This is a genomic window from Herbidospora galbida (genome assembly GCF_005233835.1).
Classification (GTDB): Bacteria; Actinomycetota; Actinomycetes; order Streptosporangiales; family Streptosporangiaceae; genus Herbidospora; species Herbidospora galbida.
The window spans coordinates 157,866-173,668 of the sequence record NZ_SZQA01000007.1 but is presented as its reverse complement, the minus strand read 5'-3'; the positions used below and the strand labels follow the sequence as shown (position 1 = coordinate 173,668).

Annotated in this window: 13 protein-coding genes; 5 read left to right on the top strand and 8 right to left on the bottom strand. The window is 69.4% G+C overall.

What is annotated here, in order from left to right; all coding sequences use genetic code 11:
- Positions 1 to 8: 8 nt before the first annotated feature.
- The 7 genes from meaB to FDA94_RS10310 all read right to left on the bottom strand — a co-directional run bounded on the left by meaB (position 9) and on the right by FDA94_RS10310 (position 8,871).
- Complete coding sequence (meaB, locus tag FDA94_RS10340) at positions 9 to 944, bottom strand: methylmalonyl Co-A mutase-associated GTPase MeaB (RefSeq protein WP_137246829.1); 936 nt, start codon at positions 942 to 944, stop codon at positions 9 to 11.
- Entirely contained in the window at positions 941 to 3,058 is a 2,118-nt protein-coding gene (scpA, locus tag FDA94_RS10335) for a methylmalonyl-CoA mutase (RefSeq protein WP_137246828.1), read from the bottom strand. Before scpA ends, meaB begins: the two co-directional genes overlap by 4 nt.
- Positions 3,055 to 4,704: a methylmalonyl-CoA mutase subunit beta gene (locus FDA94_RS10330; protein ID WP_137246827.1), complete on the bottom strand. Its 1,650-nt coding sequence runs from the start codon at positions 4,702 to 4,704 to the stop codon at positions 3,055 to 3,057. Before FDA94_RS10330 ends, scpA begins: the two co-directional genes overlap by 4 nt.
- Positions 4,705 to 4,758: 54 nt before the next feature.
- Positions 4,759 to 5,571 carry a peptidoglycan recognition protein family protein gene (locus tag FDA94_RS10325; RefSeq protein ID WP_246059714.1) on the bottom strand — a complete coding sequence of 271 codons (813 nt, stop codon included), beginning with the start codon at positions 5,569 to 5,571 and terminating at the stop codon, positions 4,759 to 4,761.
- 71 nt (positions 5,572 to 5,642) lie between these two features.
- A complete protein-coding gene (locus tag FDA94_RS10320; protein ID WP_137246826.1) occupies positions 5,643 to 6,761 on the bottom strand; it encodes a 5-methyltetrahydropteroyltriglutamate--homocysteine S-methyltransferase in 1,119 nt (372 codons plus the stop codon).
- An 89-nt stretch (positions 6,762 to 6,850) separates the two neighbouring features.
- A complete protein-coding gene (gene mtnA, locus FDA94_RS10315; RefSeq protein WP_137246825.1) occupies positions 6,851 to 7,780 on the bottom strand; it encodes an S-methyl-5-thioribose-1-phosphate isomerase in 930 nt (309 codons plus the stop codon).
- Positions 7,777 to 8,871, bottom strand: coding sequence for an amidase family protein (locus tag FDA94_RS10310; protein ID WP_137246824.1), 1,095 nt, complete (start codon positions 8,869 to 8,871; stop codon positions 7,777 to 7,779). Before FDA94_RS10310 ends, mtnA begins: the two co-directional genes overlap by 4 nt.
- 99 nt (positions 8,872 to 8,970) lie before the next feature.
- Here FDA94_RS10310 and FDA94_RS10305 point away from each other — a divergent pair, with 99 nt between their 5' ends.
- Positions 8,971 to 10,041: a DUF5925 domain-containing protein gene (locus tag FDA94_RS10305; protein ID WP_246059713.1), complete on the top strand. Its 1,071-nt coding sequence runs from the start codon at positions 8,971 to 8,973 to the stop codon at positions 10,039 to 10,041.
- Here FDA94_RS10305 and FDA94_RS10300 read toward each other — a convergent pair.
- The gene (locus FDA94_RS10300; RefSeq protein ID WP_137246823.1) at positions 10,032 to 10,838 is read right to left on the bottom strand and encodes a hypothetical protein; all 807 of its coding nucleotides are present in this window, start codon (positions 10,836 to 10,838) and stop codon (positions 10,032 to 10,034) included. The two genes, FDA94_RS10305 and FDA94_RS10300, sit on opposite strands and share 10 nt — an antisense overlap.
- Positions 10,839 to 10,908: 70 nt before the next feature.
- Between FDA94_RS10300 and FDA94_RS10295 the strand changes: the two genes are divergently transcribed.
- From FDA94_RS10295 to FDA94_RS10285, 4 genes are all read left to right on the top strand, one after another.
- The gene (locus FDA94_RS10295) at positions 10,909 to 12,153 is read left to right on the top strand and encodes a M20/M25/M40 family metallo-hydrolase (protein WP_137246822.1); all 1,245 of its coding nucleotides are present in this window, start codon (positions 10,909 to 10,911) and stop codon (positions 12,151 to 12,153) included.
- Positions 12,154 to 12,496: 343 nt separating this feature from the next.
- Positions 12,497 to 12,664 carry a hypothetical protein gene (locus FDA94_RS39075; RefSeq protein WP_170990876.1) on the top strand — a complete coding sequence of 56 codons (168 nt, stop codon included), beginning with the start codon at positions 12,497 to 12,499 and terminating at the stop codon, positions 12,662 to 12,664.
- 17 nt (positions 12,665 to 12,681) lie between these two features.
- Positions 12,682 to 14,958: an FxsB family cyclophane-forming radical SAM/SPASM peptide maturase gene (locus FDA94_RS10290; protein ID WP_137246821.1), complete on the top strand. Its 2,277-nt coding sequence runs from the start codon at positions 12,682 to 12,684 to the stop codon at positions 14,956 to 14,958.
- Positions 14,955 to 15,791, top strand: a complete 837-nt coding sequence (locus FDA94_RS10285) for an AAC(3) family N-acetyltransferase (protein WP_137246820.1) — start codon at positions 14,955 to 14,957, stop codon at positions 15,789 to 15,791. Before FDA94_RS10290 ends, FDA94_RS10285 begins: the two co-directional genes overlap by 4 nt.
- The last annotated feature ends 12 nt before the right edge of the window (positions 15,792 to 15,803 follow it).

The following is a 15,803-nucleotide window of genomic DNA, read 5'->3' as shown; positions in this document are numbered from 1 at the left end:
AGCCGGACCTATCCGGCGTCGCCCCGACCCGATCTGTACAGCAGGTCGGCCGCCTGGGCCGGAGTCAGTTCGCCGTCGAGGACGCGCTGTTCGATCTCCGGGGCGATGTTTCGCGTCTTATCGCGAAGTTCCCCCAGGACCCTTTCCCGGACCATCGCCCACGTCCAGTCGACCGCCTGGCGCTGGCGTTTGGCCGTCAGGTCGGTGGTCTCCTGGTGTTTGAGGATGTGCGCCCACAGCTCGGCCAGCCCCGCCCCCGTCATTCCGCTGCAGGTCAGCACGGGGGTGTGCGAGTTGAGGAGGCGGAGCGCGCCGGACAGCTCGCGGGCCGCCTTCTTGGCGGCCGGTTCGAACTCGCCGTCGGCCTTGTTGACCGCGATCACGTCGGCCAGCTCCAGGACGCCCTTCTTGATGCCCTGGAGCTGGTCGCCGGTCCGCGCGAGGGAGAGCACGAGGAAGGTGTCGACCATCTCGGCCACCGCCGTCTCCGACTGCCCGACCCCGACGGTCTCGACGAGCACGACGTCGTAGCCGGCCGCCTCGACGACGACCATCGCCTCCCGCGTCGCCTTCGCCACCCCGCCGAGGGTCCCGGCGGTCGGCGACGGGCGGATGAAGGCGTTCGGGTCGACCGCCAGGCGGTTCATCCGGGTCTTGTCGCCCAGGATGCTGCCGCCCGACCTGCTCGACGACGGGTCAACGGCGAGCACCGCCACCTTGTGGCCCTCGCCGGTGAGCATGGTGCCGAGCGCCTCGATGAACGTCGACTTGCCCACGCCCGGCACCCCGCTGACCCCCACCCGGCGGGCGTTCCCGGCCGCCGGGGCGAGCTCGGTGAGCAGGTGCTGGGCCTGCTCACGGTGGTCGGCGCGGGTCGACTCGACCAGGGTGATGGCCCGCGCGATCGACCGGCGGTCGCCCTTCCTGACCCCTTCGGCGATCATCGGTTCCGCAGGTCGGCGATGAGGTCGAGGGCGGCGTCGGCGATGACCGTGCCGGGCGGGAAGATCGCGTCGGCCCCGGCCGCGCGCAGCGCGTCGAAGTCGTCGGGCGGGATCACCCCGCCGACCACGATCATGATGTCGCCCGCGCCGTGGTCTTCCAGGGCCTTCTTCAGCGCCGGGACGAGCGTCAGGTGCCCCGCCGCCAGCGACGACACCCCGACGACGTGGACGTCGGCCTCGACCGCCTGGCGGGCGACCTCCTCGGGCGTCTGGAACAGCGGGCCGACGTCGACGTCGAAGCCGAGGTCGGCGAAGCCGGTCGCGATCACCTTCTGGCCCCGGTCGTGGCCGTCCTGGCCCATCTTCGCCACCAGGATCCGGGGCCGGCGGCCCTCCTCCTCGGCGAACTCCGCGCAGGCCTTGCGGACCTCGTCGATCCTGCTCATGTCGGCGCCGGCCTCCTGGCGGTAGACCCCGGTGATGGTCCGGATGCGGGCTTCGTGGCGGCCGAACACCTTCTCCAGCGCGTCGGAGATCTCCCCGACGGTCGCCTTCGCGCGGGCGGCGTCGATCGCGAGGGCCAGCAGGTTGCCGGTCCCGGCGGCGGCCTTGGTCAGCGCGTCCAGTGCCTGCTCCACCTGGGCCGCGTCGCGTTCGGCGCGCAGCCGCTCCAGCTTGGCGAGCTGCCGGCTGCGGACCGCGCTGTTGTCGACCTTCAGCACCTCGATGGGCTCGTCGGCCTCCGGGCGGTACTTGTTCACGCCGATGACCGGCTGGCGGCCCGAGTCGATGCGCGCCTGGGTGCGGGCCGCGGCCTCCTCGATGCGGAGCTTGGGCAGGCCGAGGTCGATGGCGCGGGCCATGCCGCCGGCCTCCTCCACCTCCTGGATGTGCGCCCAGGCCCTCTGGGCCAGTTCCTCGGTGAGCCGCTCGACGTAGTAGGAGCCGCCCCACGGGTCGATCACCCGCGTCGTGCCCGACTCCTGCTGCAGCACCAGCTGGGTGTTGCGGGCGATCCGGGCCGAGAAGTCGCTCGGCAGCGCGAGCGCCTCGTCGAGGGCGTTGGTGTGCAGCGACTGCGTGTGGCCCTGGGTGGCCGCCATCGCCTCGACGCAGGTGCGGGCGACGTTGTTGTAGACGTCCTGCGCGGTCAGCGACCAGCCGGAGGTCTGCGAGTGGGTGCGCAGCGACAGCGACTTGGGGTTCTTCGCGCCGAAGTCGCGCACCAGCCGCGCCCACAGCAGCCGGGCCGCGCGCAGCTTGGCGACCTCCATGAAGAAGTTCATGCCGATGCACCAGAAGAACGACAGCCGGGGCGCGAACGCGTCGACGTCGAGCCCGGCCTTGGTGCCCGCCCGCAGGTATTCGACGCCGTCGGCCAGCGTGTACGCCAGCTCCAGGTCGAGCGTGGCCCCCGCCTCCTGGATGTGGTAGCCGGAGATGGAGATCGAGTTGAACTTCGGCATCTTCTGCGAGGTGAACTCGAAGATGTCGGAGATGATCCGCATCGACGGCTCGGGCGGGTAGATGTAGGTGTTGCGGACCATGAACTCCTTGAGGATGTCGTTCTGGATCGTCCCCTGGAGCTGTTCCGGGGCCACCCCCTGCTCCTCGGCCGCCACGATGTAGAGCGCGAGGACCGGCAGCACCGCGCCGTTCATGGTCATCGACACCGACATCCGGTCGAGCGGGATGCCGTCGAACAGCTGCCGCATGTCGTAGATCGAGTCGATCGCCACCCCGGCCATGCCGACGTCGCCCTGCACACGAGGGTGGTCGGAGTCGTAGCCCCGGTGGGTGGCCAGGTCGAAGGCGACCGACAGGCCCTTCTGCCCGGCCGCGAGGTTGCGGCGGTAGAACGCGTTGGACTCCTCGGCGGTGGAGAACCCGGCGTACTGGCGGATGGTCCACGGCTGGTTGACGTACATGGTCGGGTAGGGGCCGCGCAGGAACGGTGCCTTGCCCGGGTAGGTCGGCAGATAGCCGGGCAGGTCGGCGGCGTCGTAGACGGGCTTGACCGCGATGCCCTCGGGGGTCTCCCACGCCTCGCCGTCGACCTTGGCGGGCTCGGCGTGGCCGGTCCCGAGCGGGATCTCGCTGAAGTCGGGGATCATCGGTCCACTCCCAGGTCGTCGAACGTGGTCTCCAGGACCTTCAGGGCGTCACACCCCGCGAAGAGGGTGGCGTCGACACCCTCATACTCCCCCTTCCCGGCCAGCCACACCTTCGCGGCCCCGGCCTCTTTCAGCGCGGCGGCGACCCGGGCGGCCTGGTCGGCGTACAGGCGGTCGCTCGAACAGATGCACGCGACGGCGGTGCCGGCCTCGGCGAACTCCTCCGGGGTCCCCGACACGGTCGCGATGCCGCCGGCCGCGAAGAGGTTGGCGGCGAACGTGGCGCGGGCGGTGTGCACGGCGACCGGCCCGAGCGTGGCCAGGAAGACCGTCGGCCTGCGCTCCTGCCGGTCGGCCAGGTCGCGGAGCCGCTCGAACGGCTCGGCGTGACGCCGAGGGTCACCGGGCAGGCCGGGGCCGGAGTCTCTCGCGGGGACCTTCTCGGTCAGGTTCGGGAACTCGCTCACGCCGGTGATGGGCTGTCTGCGCCGGGCGACGGCTTCGGCCCGCTTGCTCGTGGCGGCCGAGACGGCGTCTTCGATGACCTTCTCGCCGGATCTCTCGGTCTGCCGGAACAGGTCCCAGGCTTCGGCGGCCAGATCGCCGGTGAGGTGCTCGACGTACCAGGACCCACCGGCGGGGTCGGCGACGCGGGCGATGCCCGCCTCCTCGACCAGCAGCGACTGGGTGTTGCGGGCGATCCGGCGGGCGAACGGGTCGGGCAGCCCGAGCGCCGCGTCGAACGGCTGCACCGTCACCGCGTCGGCGCCCCCGGCCCCCGCCGCGAAGCAGGCCAGCGTGGTGCGCAGCATGTTCACCCACGGGTCGCGCGCCGTCATCATCGCGCCCGAGGTCACCGCGTGCTGAAGCTGCGCGGGCGGGCCACCGGCCACCTCGGCGACCCGGGCCCACAGCCGGCGCGCGGCCCGGAGCTTGGCGATCGTGAGGAACTGGTCGGCGGTGGCGGCGTAGCGGAACTCGATCAGCTCGAACGCCCGCTCGACCGACAGCCCGGCCTCGGTGAGCCGCCGCAGCGCCCTGACCCCCTGCGCGATCGACGCGGCGAGCTCCTGCGCGTCGGCCGCGCCCCGGTCGTGATAGGCCAGCGCGTCGACCACGACCAGCCGGAGCCCTCCGCGGGCCCGCCCGGCGAAGTCGGCGAGGTCGGGGTCGCCGGGCGCGAAGCCCAGGTTCCCGCCCGGAAGATCAACGGACTCGGTCAGCTGGAGGAAGGCGTCGGCGGCCCGCGCGGCGCGGTTCCCCGCGTCGAGGGCGACCGGCGCCAGGTCGAACAGCACCCCGTCGAGCGCCACCGGCAGCGCGGCCGGATCGATCGAGGTCAGGTCGAGCCAGATCGAGGAGACGCCGTTCTCCAGGTCGGCCAGGATCGCCTCCCGGGTCACCCGGGGATCGGGGTGGGCGTGCCGCTGCCGCACGTCCCACGGCCCGGCGTTCCCGACCAGACGCGGCAGCTCAGGGGCCTCGTCGTAGAGCGGCGCGATCGTCACGCCGTCGTAGGTGCGCGTCGCGAGCCGCCCCTCGGGGTCGTCGCCCTCGTATCCCGACTTGCGCAGCACGGACAGCGCGAGCGCCCGCCATTCCTCCCGCGAACCGGGATCGAATCCGGCCGCCAGATCCACGTTCATGCTCCGGATGATAGGCCGAACCGCTAAAGCGGGCCTCGACGGTCGGCCCGCGGTTCACAACGTGTAGCGGAACGACTCCTCCCAGGTAAGCCGCCCCACGATCCCGTCGTCGGGCAGGTCGACCCGCCGCTGGAACGTCTTGCACACGTCACGCGAGCGCTGCCCGTAGGCGCCGTCGGCCTCGAGCTCGAAGCCGATCTTCTTCATCTGCTGCTGCCACCGCTTCACGTCGTCACCGACGGTCACCGGCGGGAAGGTGAACAGCCGCCCGGGCCACGCCGGGATCTGCCCGCCCGGCGGATTGCCGGGATCGCCGCCACCGGGCCGGGGCGCGCCCCGCTGCACCCACGCGTACAGCGCCGCGCCCGGGCAGTCGGTCGAGAAGCCGTCGCGGTGCCCCTTGATCTCCGTCCCGGCGCCGCCCTCCTGGCGAAGGTAGTCGATGGCGTCGAGGATGCCGTGCAGCAGGTCGTTGTTGGGCTTCACGAACCCGGCGTTGCCGACCAGGCCGAGCACGGCGTAGTGGTCGGAGTTCAGACCGGAGCCGTTGGCGGCCGGCAGCCGGTCGGGCCCGCGTCCGACGAAGACCCTCTTGTGCGGACACGCGATCATCGAGTATCCGATGTCCACCCAGCCGTTCCCGTCCATGTGGAAGTTCTGGATCGACCTCACCTGCGCGACGCACAGGTTGTGGTTGTCGACGATCTCCGGGGGCACGCGGCCGCCCGTGTAGTGGACCTTGACACCCTTCGTGGACGTCAGCGGAGAGTAGGACCCCTTGGGAGCCCGGGCCCCCCATTGCGAGCGGGTCACCAGCGAGATCGCCACGAGGAAACTCCCGAACAGGTTGGACAGGACGCCGAGCATATTGGCCGCCGGATGGCGCGAGTGGCGCTTTGCCCATATCGACGGCCGATATGCCCAACGCTCATGACCCTCTAGCCCCAGACCTCCTGTGCCGTCTCCACGATCAGGCGCAGCTTGGCCAACTGCTCCTCCTGGGTGAGGGAGTTGCCCTCAACGGTGGAAGAGAACCCGCACTGCGGGGACAGGCAGAGCTGGTCGACGTCGATGTACTTCGAGGCGGCCTCGATGCGCCGCTTGAGGTCGTCCTTGGACTCCAGGACGCCCGACTTGGTGGTGATGAGGCCGAGGACGACGTACTTGCCCTTGGGCACGTAGCGGAGCGGTTCGAAGCCGCCGGAGCGCTCGTCGTCGAACTCCAGGAAGAAGCCGTCGACGCCGAGTTCGCCGAACAGGGCCTCGGCGACGAAGTCGTAGCTGCCTTCGGCGGCCCAGGAGGAGCGGAAGTTGCCGCGGCACATGTGGGTGGTGATCCGCATGCCCTCGGGCTTGCCGGTGATGGCGGTGTTGATCTGCTGGATGTAGCGCAGGTGCAGGTGCTCGGCGTCGTCGCCGCGGGCGGCGATCTCGGCGCGCTGCGCGGGGTCGTTGAGGTAGGCGAGGGAGGTGTCGTCGAACTGCAGGTAGGTGCAGCCCTGCGCGCCGATCCGGGCGACTTCGTTCTGGTACGCCACCGCGAGGTCGGCCCAGAACTCCTCGATGTCGGGGTAGACGGTCTGGTCGATGGCGGCCTGGCCGCCCCGGTAGTGGACCATGTTCGGCGACGGGATGGTCAGCTTGGGCGTCTGGCCCTCGCCGGCCACGCTCTGCAGGTAGGCGAAGTCGTCGCCGAAGATCGTCTCGTTGAGGGTGATCTTGCCGTCGACCTTCATCCCCTTGGGGGTGAACTCGATCTTCTCGTTCTCGTTGCGGAACTTGACGACGATCTGCTCGTCGGCGGCCACGCTGATGCCGCCGAGGCGGTAGATGAAGTCCATGTGCCAGGAGGCGCGGCGGAACTCGCCGTCGGTCGCCGTCTGGAGGCCGGCTTCGGCCTGGAGGGCGACCACGTCGCGGATGGCGGCGTCTTCGATGACGCGGAGACCGGCGGCGTCGAGGGTGCCCTTGGCGTAGTCGTCACGAGCCTGGAGCAGGGTGGCCGGCCGCAGGAGGCTGCCGACGTGATCCGCACGGAAGGGGGGCTCTGTGCGCATTTGCGAATCATCTCCACTGATGTCTCAAACATGACGGAAGTCGTCAAGACGCTAGCGCCAGGACGGTCCGCGTGCGAGGGTTTTCTTGATCACGAAACGAGTGTTTCGCCCCGCGATGGGCGGACCACCCGCCGCTCCGTGACGATGGCCGTGATGAGTTCGGCAGGGGTGACGTCGAACGCCGGGTTATAGGTGGCCACCCCCGGCAGCGCGGTGACCTCGGCGCTCCCCCTGTCTTCGATCTCGATGTCGCCGCCGCCGGGCGTGCGCGGGTCGACGGTGGTCTCGGGCGCGACCACGACGAACGGCACCCCGGCCCGGTGGGCGCCGAGGGCGAGCATGTAGGAGCCGATCTTGTTGGCGGTGTCGCCGTTGGCGGCGATGCGGTCGGCCCCGACGACGACGGCGTCGGCCGCGCCGCGCGCCAGCAGGAACGGCCCGGCCGAGTCGACGACGAGCCGGAACGGCGCGCCCATCTTCTGCAGCTCCCACGTGGTGAGCCGGGCCCCCTGGAGCAGCGGCCGGGTCTCCAGCGCGATGGCCTCGGCGAGCGCGCCGCGTTCGTGCATGGTCTGGATCACCCCCAGCGCGGTGCCGCGCTCGACGGTGGCCAGCGCGCCGGTGTTGCAGATGGTCATGACGCGCGTCGCGCCGTAGGCGGCGAGCAGGTCGGCGCCGCGCTCCCCCATCTCACGGCAGGCCCGGATGTCCTCCTCGCGGATCTCCAGCGCCCGCTTCAGCGGATCGGCCGCCAGGGCGGCCTCCCGCACCCCCCACGCGAGGTTCACCGCGGTCGGCCGGGCCGCCGCCAGGGGTTCGATCGACTCTCCCGTACGTGCGGCGAGCGCGACCCCCAGTGCGCCGGCCACCCCGAGCGCGGGCGCGCCGCGCACGGCCAGCCGCTTGATCGCGTCGATGAGCCCGGCGACCGTGGTGATGCGGAGGTTGACGACCTCACCGGGCAGCCGGGTCTGGTCGATGAGGACGATCGCGTCGCCGTCCCAGCCAATCGTCGTCATGCCCCCGACGCTAGCGCGAACAGATTCTCGTCGCCCCCGGGGGCCGCCATCAGAGACAGCCCCAGCGGCAGCCCGTCGACCCGCGTCACCGGAAGCGCCAGGACGGGCGCTCCGGCGATCGGGGCCAGGCAGGTCAGCCGCAGGGTGGCCGCCCGCATCCGGGCCGGCCGCCCGAGGGCGGGGGCCGTGCCGGGGGCGCTCGGCAGCGCCATGACAGCCCCGTCGAGCAGGTCGAGCAGCCGCTCCCGGGCCTCGTCGACGGTCTTGCGGGCCAGGCTGACCTCCTCGGCGGTGAGCCTCTCGGCCCGCTCGAACCGCGCGGCGACGCCGGGCCCGAACGCGGGCCGCCCGGCCGTCACCCACGCGCCGTGGCAGGCCCACGCCTCGGCGGCCTGGGTGACCGCGAACGCGTCGGTGACGTCCAGCCCGAGCGGGGTGCGGTCGACGGGCAGCCCGAGGTCCCGGAGGGCCGGCGCCAGCGCCGCCCCAACCCGGGGAGACAGCTCACTCCAGAGATCGGCGGGGACCCACACGCGTTCCGGCCCGCCCGGCTGGGGCCCGGGGTCGAGGAGCGCGTCGGCCGCCCATTCGAGCAGCGGCAGCTCCCGGGTCAGCAGCCCGGGAACGTCGTAGGAGGGTGCCAGCGGCACGATGCCGGCGCGGGGAGCGCGGGAATGGGTGGGGCGGTAGCCGTACAGACCACAGAAAGAGGCGGGGACGCGGACCGAGCCGGCGGTGTCGGTGCCCAGCCCGAGATCGGCGCGGCCGCCGGCGACGGCCGCGGCGGACCCGCTCGACGACCCGCCGCAGACGTGACCCGGGGCGGCCGGGTTTTCGGGCACGCCGTAGTGCTGGTTGGTGCCCCCCAGGCTCCAGGCGAGCTCGTCGGTGTGCGTCTTCCCGACGAATACGCTCATGGAGCGGAGCCGCGCCACGGCCTCCGCGTCACGCTCGGCCGGTTGCTTCAGCAGATCGGGATGGCCCGCCCCGGTGGGCAGCCCCTCGACGTCGACGACATCCTTGACGGCCAGACGAGGCCCGGCGGCCTCAGGCGTCACGGAACCCCACGGTACGAACGGATCGATCGCCATGCCTCACCTTCCTACGCGAGGCCGATTTCGCCCCCGTGTCCCACGCGTAAACGGATAATGCGTCGACACCTCCCCCGACAGATCAGGATCATTACCCCCATGACTCCGCTCGAGATGAAAGTGTGGATCGACGACAGCGACAGTCCCGCCGACATCATCGACGCCCTTGCTCTGTCCCCCTTCGCGACCGGATCCCAGCCGTGGGCGCAGACCGCCAGCGTGGAAAGAGTACGGAAGGACGCGCCGCTGACCGCGTCCGGCGGCGTTCTGGTCCGCGCCGCGGCCTCCGACGACGGCCCCGACTCCCGCCTGTACGAGGGCGACGGCTGGACCATGCGCGTCATCCGCTACAAGAGCGGCAACGCGATGATCGCGGTGACGGCCGTGACCGAAGACCTGGCCGCGGCCGTGGTGTCCGAGACCGTCAAGGACGCCGCCGAACCCCGCCCGGTCGACGACGACAACGTGACGATGGGCTTCTTCTGGAAGTCCGAACACGGCCGCCGGCGCTCGACGAAGACGATCGGTGCGTCGGCGTGGGCGGACGTGCGGCGCAACTATCCTCGCCTGGCGCAGGGGAAGCTGGACTCGCTGATGGCCCTGCGGGCCGGGTCCGCTCCGGGGCGGCTCCTCCTTCTCCACGGGCCTCCCGGAACGGGGAAGACGACGCTGCTGCGGACGCTCGCCCGCGAGTGGCGTGCCTGGTGCCAGGTCGACTGCGTGCTCGACCCCGAGCGGCTGTTCAACGACCCGGGGTATCTGATGGAGGTCGCGGTCGGGTGCGACTGCCCGGACCATGACGAGAAGAAGTGGCGGCTCCTCGTTCTCGAGGACTGCGACGAGCTGATCCGGGCCGAGGCGAAACTGTCTTCGGGGCAGGGGCTTTCGCGGCTGCTGAACCTGACCGACGGGTTGCTGGGTCAGGGGCGGGACGTCCTGGTGGCGGTGACGACCAATGAGGATCTGCAGCGGCTGCATCCCGCGGTGGTGCGGCCGGGGCGATGTCTGGCGCAGATCGAGGTCGGGCGGATGCAGCCCGACGAGGCTTCGGCGTGGCTGGGGGGTTCGGCCGGGGTCGGGCCCGGGGGGTTGACGCTGGCGGAGATGTTCGCGCTGAAGGCGGGGGTGGCGCCGGAGGAGACGCCGGTGGAGACGGGGCTCTATCTGTAGGTGATGTGACCCGCCTGCTCCCGCTCGACGACCCGGTGCCAGGGGAAGTCGGGCGGGAGGGCCGGGCGGTCCAGCCGGACCGTGTCGAATCTGAGGGACGGTACCCGGCTCAGGGCTCTGGCCAGGGTTCTGGCGCCTCCTTCGACCGCTGTGACGGTGAGGCCGGCGTGGCGGTGGAGGGCGTAGGTCTGGGCGTACAGATCGAGGAAGGTGCCCAGTCTCGTGTACGGGGTCAGCAGGAACTCCGTCGGCTGAGGGGTCGGCCGCGACGGGGGTGTGGTCGGCTGGAAGCGGCCGAGGACGGCGTCGAGGATGGCGCGGTTGTCGAACACGTCGGGTGTGGTGACGTGGCGGGCGTTGGGAAACTGTTCGACGTCCACGCAGTCGTCGCGGCTCGCCGACGGGTCGTTGATCTGGACGACCTTGACCGGGTCGGTGGTGCGGTCGAAGTGGTCGACCCAGCGGATGCGCAGGTCGGTGACGTAGGGGCCGCCGCGCCGGAAGCGCCCGAGGCCCGCGCCCCTGCTGGGGGTGGCCAGGAGGACCATGCGGGAGACGTGCCCGGCCCACGGGCGGTGCTCGCGGGAGTCGTCGTCGCCGTTGGCGATCAGGTAGGCGTGCCGGAAGACGAGCCCGGCCATGCCGTGGCCGACCAGCGCGATGCGGCCGCCGTCCCAGTTCGCGTCGATCCAGCGGCAGAGACTTCTCGGGTCGTGGTGGGTGACCCTGGCGGCGTGCCAGCCCTCTGGGGTGGGGGGCGCGCCGGGGCCCTGATAGATCAGCAGATTCCTCCGCATATCCGGAGCTTGGCGCGCTTCTGGTGGGGTGGCGTGAGTAGGGGGATGCTCAATCAGGAAGGCTTGGATCATGAGTGAGGCCGCCAAGATCTGTTCCGAGCTGATCCGCATCGACACGACCAACCCCGGCCCCGGGGAACGAGAGGCCGCCGAGTACGTGGCTGGCCTGCTTTCCGAGGTCGGGCTCTCCCCCGTCATCGTGGAGAGCGCGCCACGACGGGCCAGCGTCATCTGCCGGGTGCCCGGGGACTCTCCGGACGCCCTCTTGATCCACGGGCACCTTGACGTGGTGCCGGCCGACCCGGCCGACTGGGCCCTGCACCCTTTCAGCGGGGAGATCGCCGACGGGTACGTGCACGGGCGCGGGGCCGTGGACATGAAGGGGTCCCTGGCGATGACGCTGGCGTGGGTCCGGCAGGGGGTGCGGCCTCGGCGCGACCTCGTGCTGGCGTTCCTGGCCGACGAGGAGGCCACCGGGGAGTTCGGGTCGCGCTATGTGGTCTCCGAGCACGCCGAACTGTTCGAGGGGTGTACCGAGGCCATCTCCGAGTCCGGGGGGTTCTCGGTGACGATGCCGTCGGGGGTGCGGGTCTATCCGATCGGGGTCGGCGAGCGGGGGACGGCGTGGATGAAGGTGACGGCGCGTGGGGTGGCGGGGCACGGGTCGAAGCCGCCGGCGGACAACGCGGTGGCGGAGATGGCCCGGGCGCTGACGCGGGTTGCCGACCATCGCTGGCCGCTACGGCTGACACCGTCGGTTTCCGCGCTCATCAGTGAACTGTCGGACGTCCTGGGCATGGAGATCGACCCTGAGGATCTTTCCGAGGTCCCCCTTCAGGCGGCGGCGCTGTTCAAGGGAGTGCTGCGAGCCTCGACGAATCCGACGATGATGAACGCCGGATACAAGGTGAACGTCATCCCGTCTCGGGCCGAGGCGCACATCGACGGGCGATTCCTTCCGGGGTTCCGCGACGAATTCCTGGAAACCATCGACGGGCTTCTCGGGCCGAAATTGACTCGGGAGTTCATCAACTTCGAGGACGCGCCCAGCGCACCGATCTCAGGACTGTTCTACGAACTCGGCGACGTGCTCAGGGCAGAGGACCCGCTTGCCCGGCCGGTGCCTTATGTGATGACGGGCGGGACGGACGCGAAGTCGTTCGCCCGGCTGGGGATCAAGGGTTATGGTTTCGCGCCGTTGCTGCTGCCGCCGGATCTCGATTATTTCGCACTCTTTCACGGAATTGACGAAAGGGTGCCGATTGATGCGCTGGACTTCGGGGTAAGAGCTCTTAGTCGCCTACTGGACGCCTGACAGCCTTTGGCAATCACAGCGATGCCTCACAGTAGCCACATGGGGCTTTTGTGATACTTTGTCACCAATTGACCGTGGCTTAATGTAGGACAAAGGCCCCCAAAGGAACTTTATTCTACTTGTGGCTTAAGGCGACATTTTTCTACATAAACCCAGCGCCGGTTGGCGAAATAGGCGACCATATCCCCGGTCAGATTGACCTGCAAAGAATTTGCCGGTAGTCTGCCACGCGCAAAGTCTGGCCGACCCAGATCCCGGGTAGTACTCGAATGCGGACTGTCGGATCGACAGTCTTTGACACCATTCCTTTCGAGTATTTTACCCTGCTGGGAGGTTTTCCGCTATGGCACCTTCTGCCGTTGCCGAGAAAGAGTTTTCAACAAATATTCCGAACCTGTCCAATGTCTCGTTCGCGGAAATGGACATCTTCGCCGGACGCGAAATGGCGTCGATCGAAACCCTGGTCAACCCTGAAGGGATCCCGGCGGCGAAGTTCCAGTCGGCGTTCTGACTTTCGGACAACGCGGAATGTCCCAGTCCGTTCTGCCCCTCAGCCAGTATGTGCTCAAGGTGCACAGCCGGTGTGATCTGGCGTGCGACCACTGCTATGTCTACGAGAACGCAGACACGAGCTGGCGCGGAAAACCTGCAGTTCTCGCGCTGGATACCAGCGCTCACATCGCTGACAGAATCGCCGAACACGCCGCCGAGCATGCGCTCAGCCGTGTGAACGTGGTTCTTCACGGGGGCGAGCCGTTGCTGGCTGGGCCGGCTCGCCTGAACGACATCGCCACCACCCTTCGCGACCGGTTGCCCGAGGGGTGCGTCCTGGATCTCCGCATCCATACCAATGGTGTGCTGCTGAACCGGCGGTTCCTGGACGTGTTCGAGAAGCACGAGATCATGGTCGGCGTCTCCCTCGACGGCGACAGGGAGGCCAACGACCGCCACCGCAGATACCGCGACGGGCGCAGCAGCTACGACCAGGTCGTGCGGGCCATCAACCTGCTCCACGAGCGACCCCATCTCTTCGCAGGACTGCTGTGCACGATCGACGTCGAGAACGACCCGATCGCCGTCTACGAGGCGCTGCGTGCGCTCGATCCCCCCCGCATCGACTTTCTCCTCCCTCACGCGACCTGGGACGAGCCTCCACACTGGCCTGCGCCGACGGCCTACGCCGACTGGCTCATCGCCATCTACGAGCGGTGGGAGAGTCAGGGCCGTCCGGTCGAAGTCCGGATCTTCGATTCCGTCATCCGGACTCTGCACGGCGAGCCGAGCCTCACCGAAGCGATCGGCCTCGAACCGAGCGCGCTGCTGGTGGTGGAGACCGACGGCTCCTACGAACAGGTCGACTCACTCAAGGTCACCTTCGACGGGGCGCCCGCGACGGGGCAGGACGTCTTCCGTAATTCGGTGAGCGAGGCCGCGACTCACCCGGGCATCGTCGCCCGGCGGGGCGGAGTCGCCGCTCTGTCGGCCGAGTGCCGGCGATGCCCGCTGGTCACCGCATGCGGTGGCGGGCTCTACCCCCACAGGTTCAGGGCCGGGTCGTTCGACAATCCCAGTGTCTACTGCCAGGACCTCTTCAAACTGATCTCTCACATCAGGGACGCGGGTTCAATGGAGAACCACAAGCTGGAGCTCAGCCAGTTCGCCACCGGCTTCGGTGGGTGGCGTGAGATGCGGGCGCTCACGGCGACCCAGAGCAGCATCCGCCGGGGAGCCATGCGCACGGTGGGTCCGCAGGAGGAAGCCGCGTGGGCCGCGCTGCGGGCGTACGACAAGACCCATCGGCATGCCGTCGATCGGGTGCTGGCGCATCCTTTCGTCCGTGAGTGGGCGGTTCAGGCAGCGCAGAAGAAGACGTCGACCGCCTACTTGGGCAACATCGTGGCGGCCGTCGCACTGGCCGCGGCCGCCGAGGGCACCTTCACCGTCGAAGTCGAACAAGGAGCGGCCCATTTCCCCTCCATCGGCACGCTGACCGGCCTGACCGGAAGCAGTGCGACGGTGTCGGTGGCCGAAGGCGAAATACGGCACCACGCTCCTGCCCGCTGGCTACCGGCCCGACGGCTGACCTGCGGCGATTTCAGTGTGTTGATCGAAGACTCCGATCCCTTCCGCGACTGTTACCAACTTCCGCTCACCGGCCGGTTGACCGCGGCTGAGCTGACCGCCTGGCAGACCGCCTTCGACGCCGCCTGGCACATCGTCGAGACCGAGTTCCCGGAATACGCGCCGGGCCTGCGCGCCGGCCTGACGACGATCGTGCCGCTGACCGCGTCCGCCGGCGACGACGACGTGAGCTCGACCGCCCGCACCGCCTTCGGCGCGGTCGCGGCGGCGCTCCCCCGCGATCCGGCCACCTTGGCACTGCTGATCATCCACGAGTTCCAGCACGTCAAACTGGGCGCTGTCTTCGAGGCCGTCCGTCTGTTCGATCCGAAGGACACCCGACTCCACTACGCCCCGTGGCGTCCGGACCCACGTCCTCTGGAGGGTCTCTTCCAGGGCACCTATGCGCACATCGCCGTCGCCGACTTCTGGCGTCGCCGCAGGATCACGACCGGTGCGTTCGGAGCGCACGTCCAGTTCGCCCGGTGGCGCGAACAGACGGCCGAGGCCGCGGAGACCCTGCTCGCATCGGGTGTCCTGACCGAAACCGGGGTGTGGTTCGTCGAGCGGATGCGCGAGACACTGACGCCGTGGCTCACGGAGGAGATCCCCGCAGAGGCCGTGTCGGCGGCGAAGGTGTCCGCCCGCGCCCATCACGAGGCGTTCGAGACACAGAACCAATGATCACCGGTGCCCGGCTGGCGGCGGACTTCCGCCGCCTGGGAGTCGAAGCGGGCCAGACACTGCTGGTGCACGCTTCCATGCGCAACGTCGGTCGGGTAGCCGGAGGGGCCTCCACCGTGGTGGCCGCCCTACGAGACGTCCTCGGTCCCATGGGCACGCTGGTCGTACCGGCTTTCACCACAGGGAACTCGGATACCTCGAAGGTGTTCAGGAACGCCACCAGAGGGATGTCTCCGACGGAGACGTCCGCGTTCCGGTCGCTCATGCCCGCATTCGACGCGCGAACGACCCCGTCTGAGGGCATGGGCATCATCGCGGAGACCGTCCGGTTGACTCCGGGATCGGTGCGCAGCGCGCATCCGCAAACGTCCTATGCGGCGATCGGGGCCCGGGCGGCGGACCTGATGAAGGGCCATGCGCCCGACTGTCATCACGGTGAGCGGTCACCCCTGGCCCGCCTCTATGAGGTCGGCGCCCATGTAATGCTCCTCGGTGTTGGGTTCGACCGTTGCACGGCTTTTCACCTGGCCGAATATAGATACCTTTTTCCGCATACGCCCACCCGGGTCTACCGTTGCGTCGTGAACGACGGATACGGAAGGAAATGGTGGGAATTCTCCGACGCGGTTCTGGATGACAGCGAGTTCGCGCAGGTCGGCGCCGACTTTCGGCAGACCGGCGCGACCCGCGAGGAGCGTACCGGACAAGCTCACACCGTCTTCTTCCCGCTTTCGACAGCAGTGGATCACGCGGTTCGGTGGCTGCGCGAACGCCGGGTACCGAAAAGTTCTGAATTGGTAAGGCAAGACTCAGTGGGGGTCCCGTTCCTATAGTGAGCACGAGGA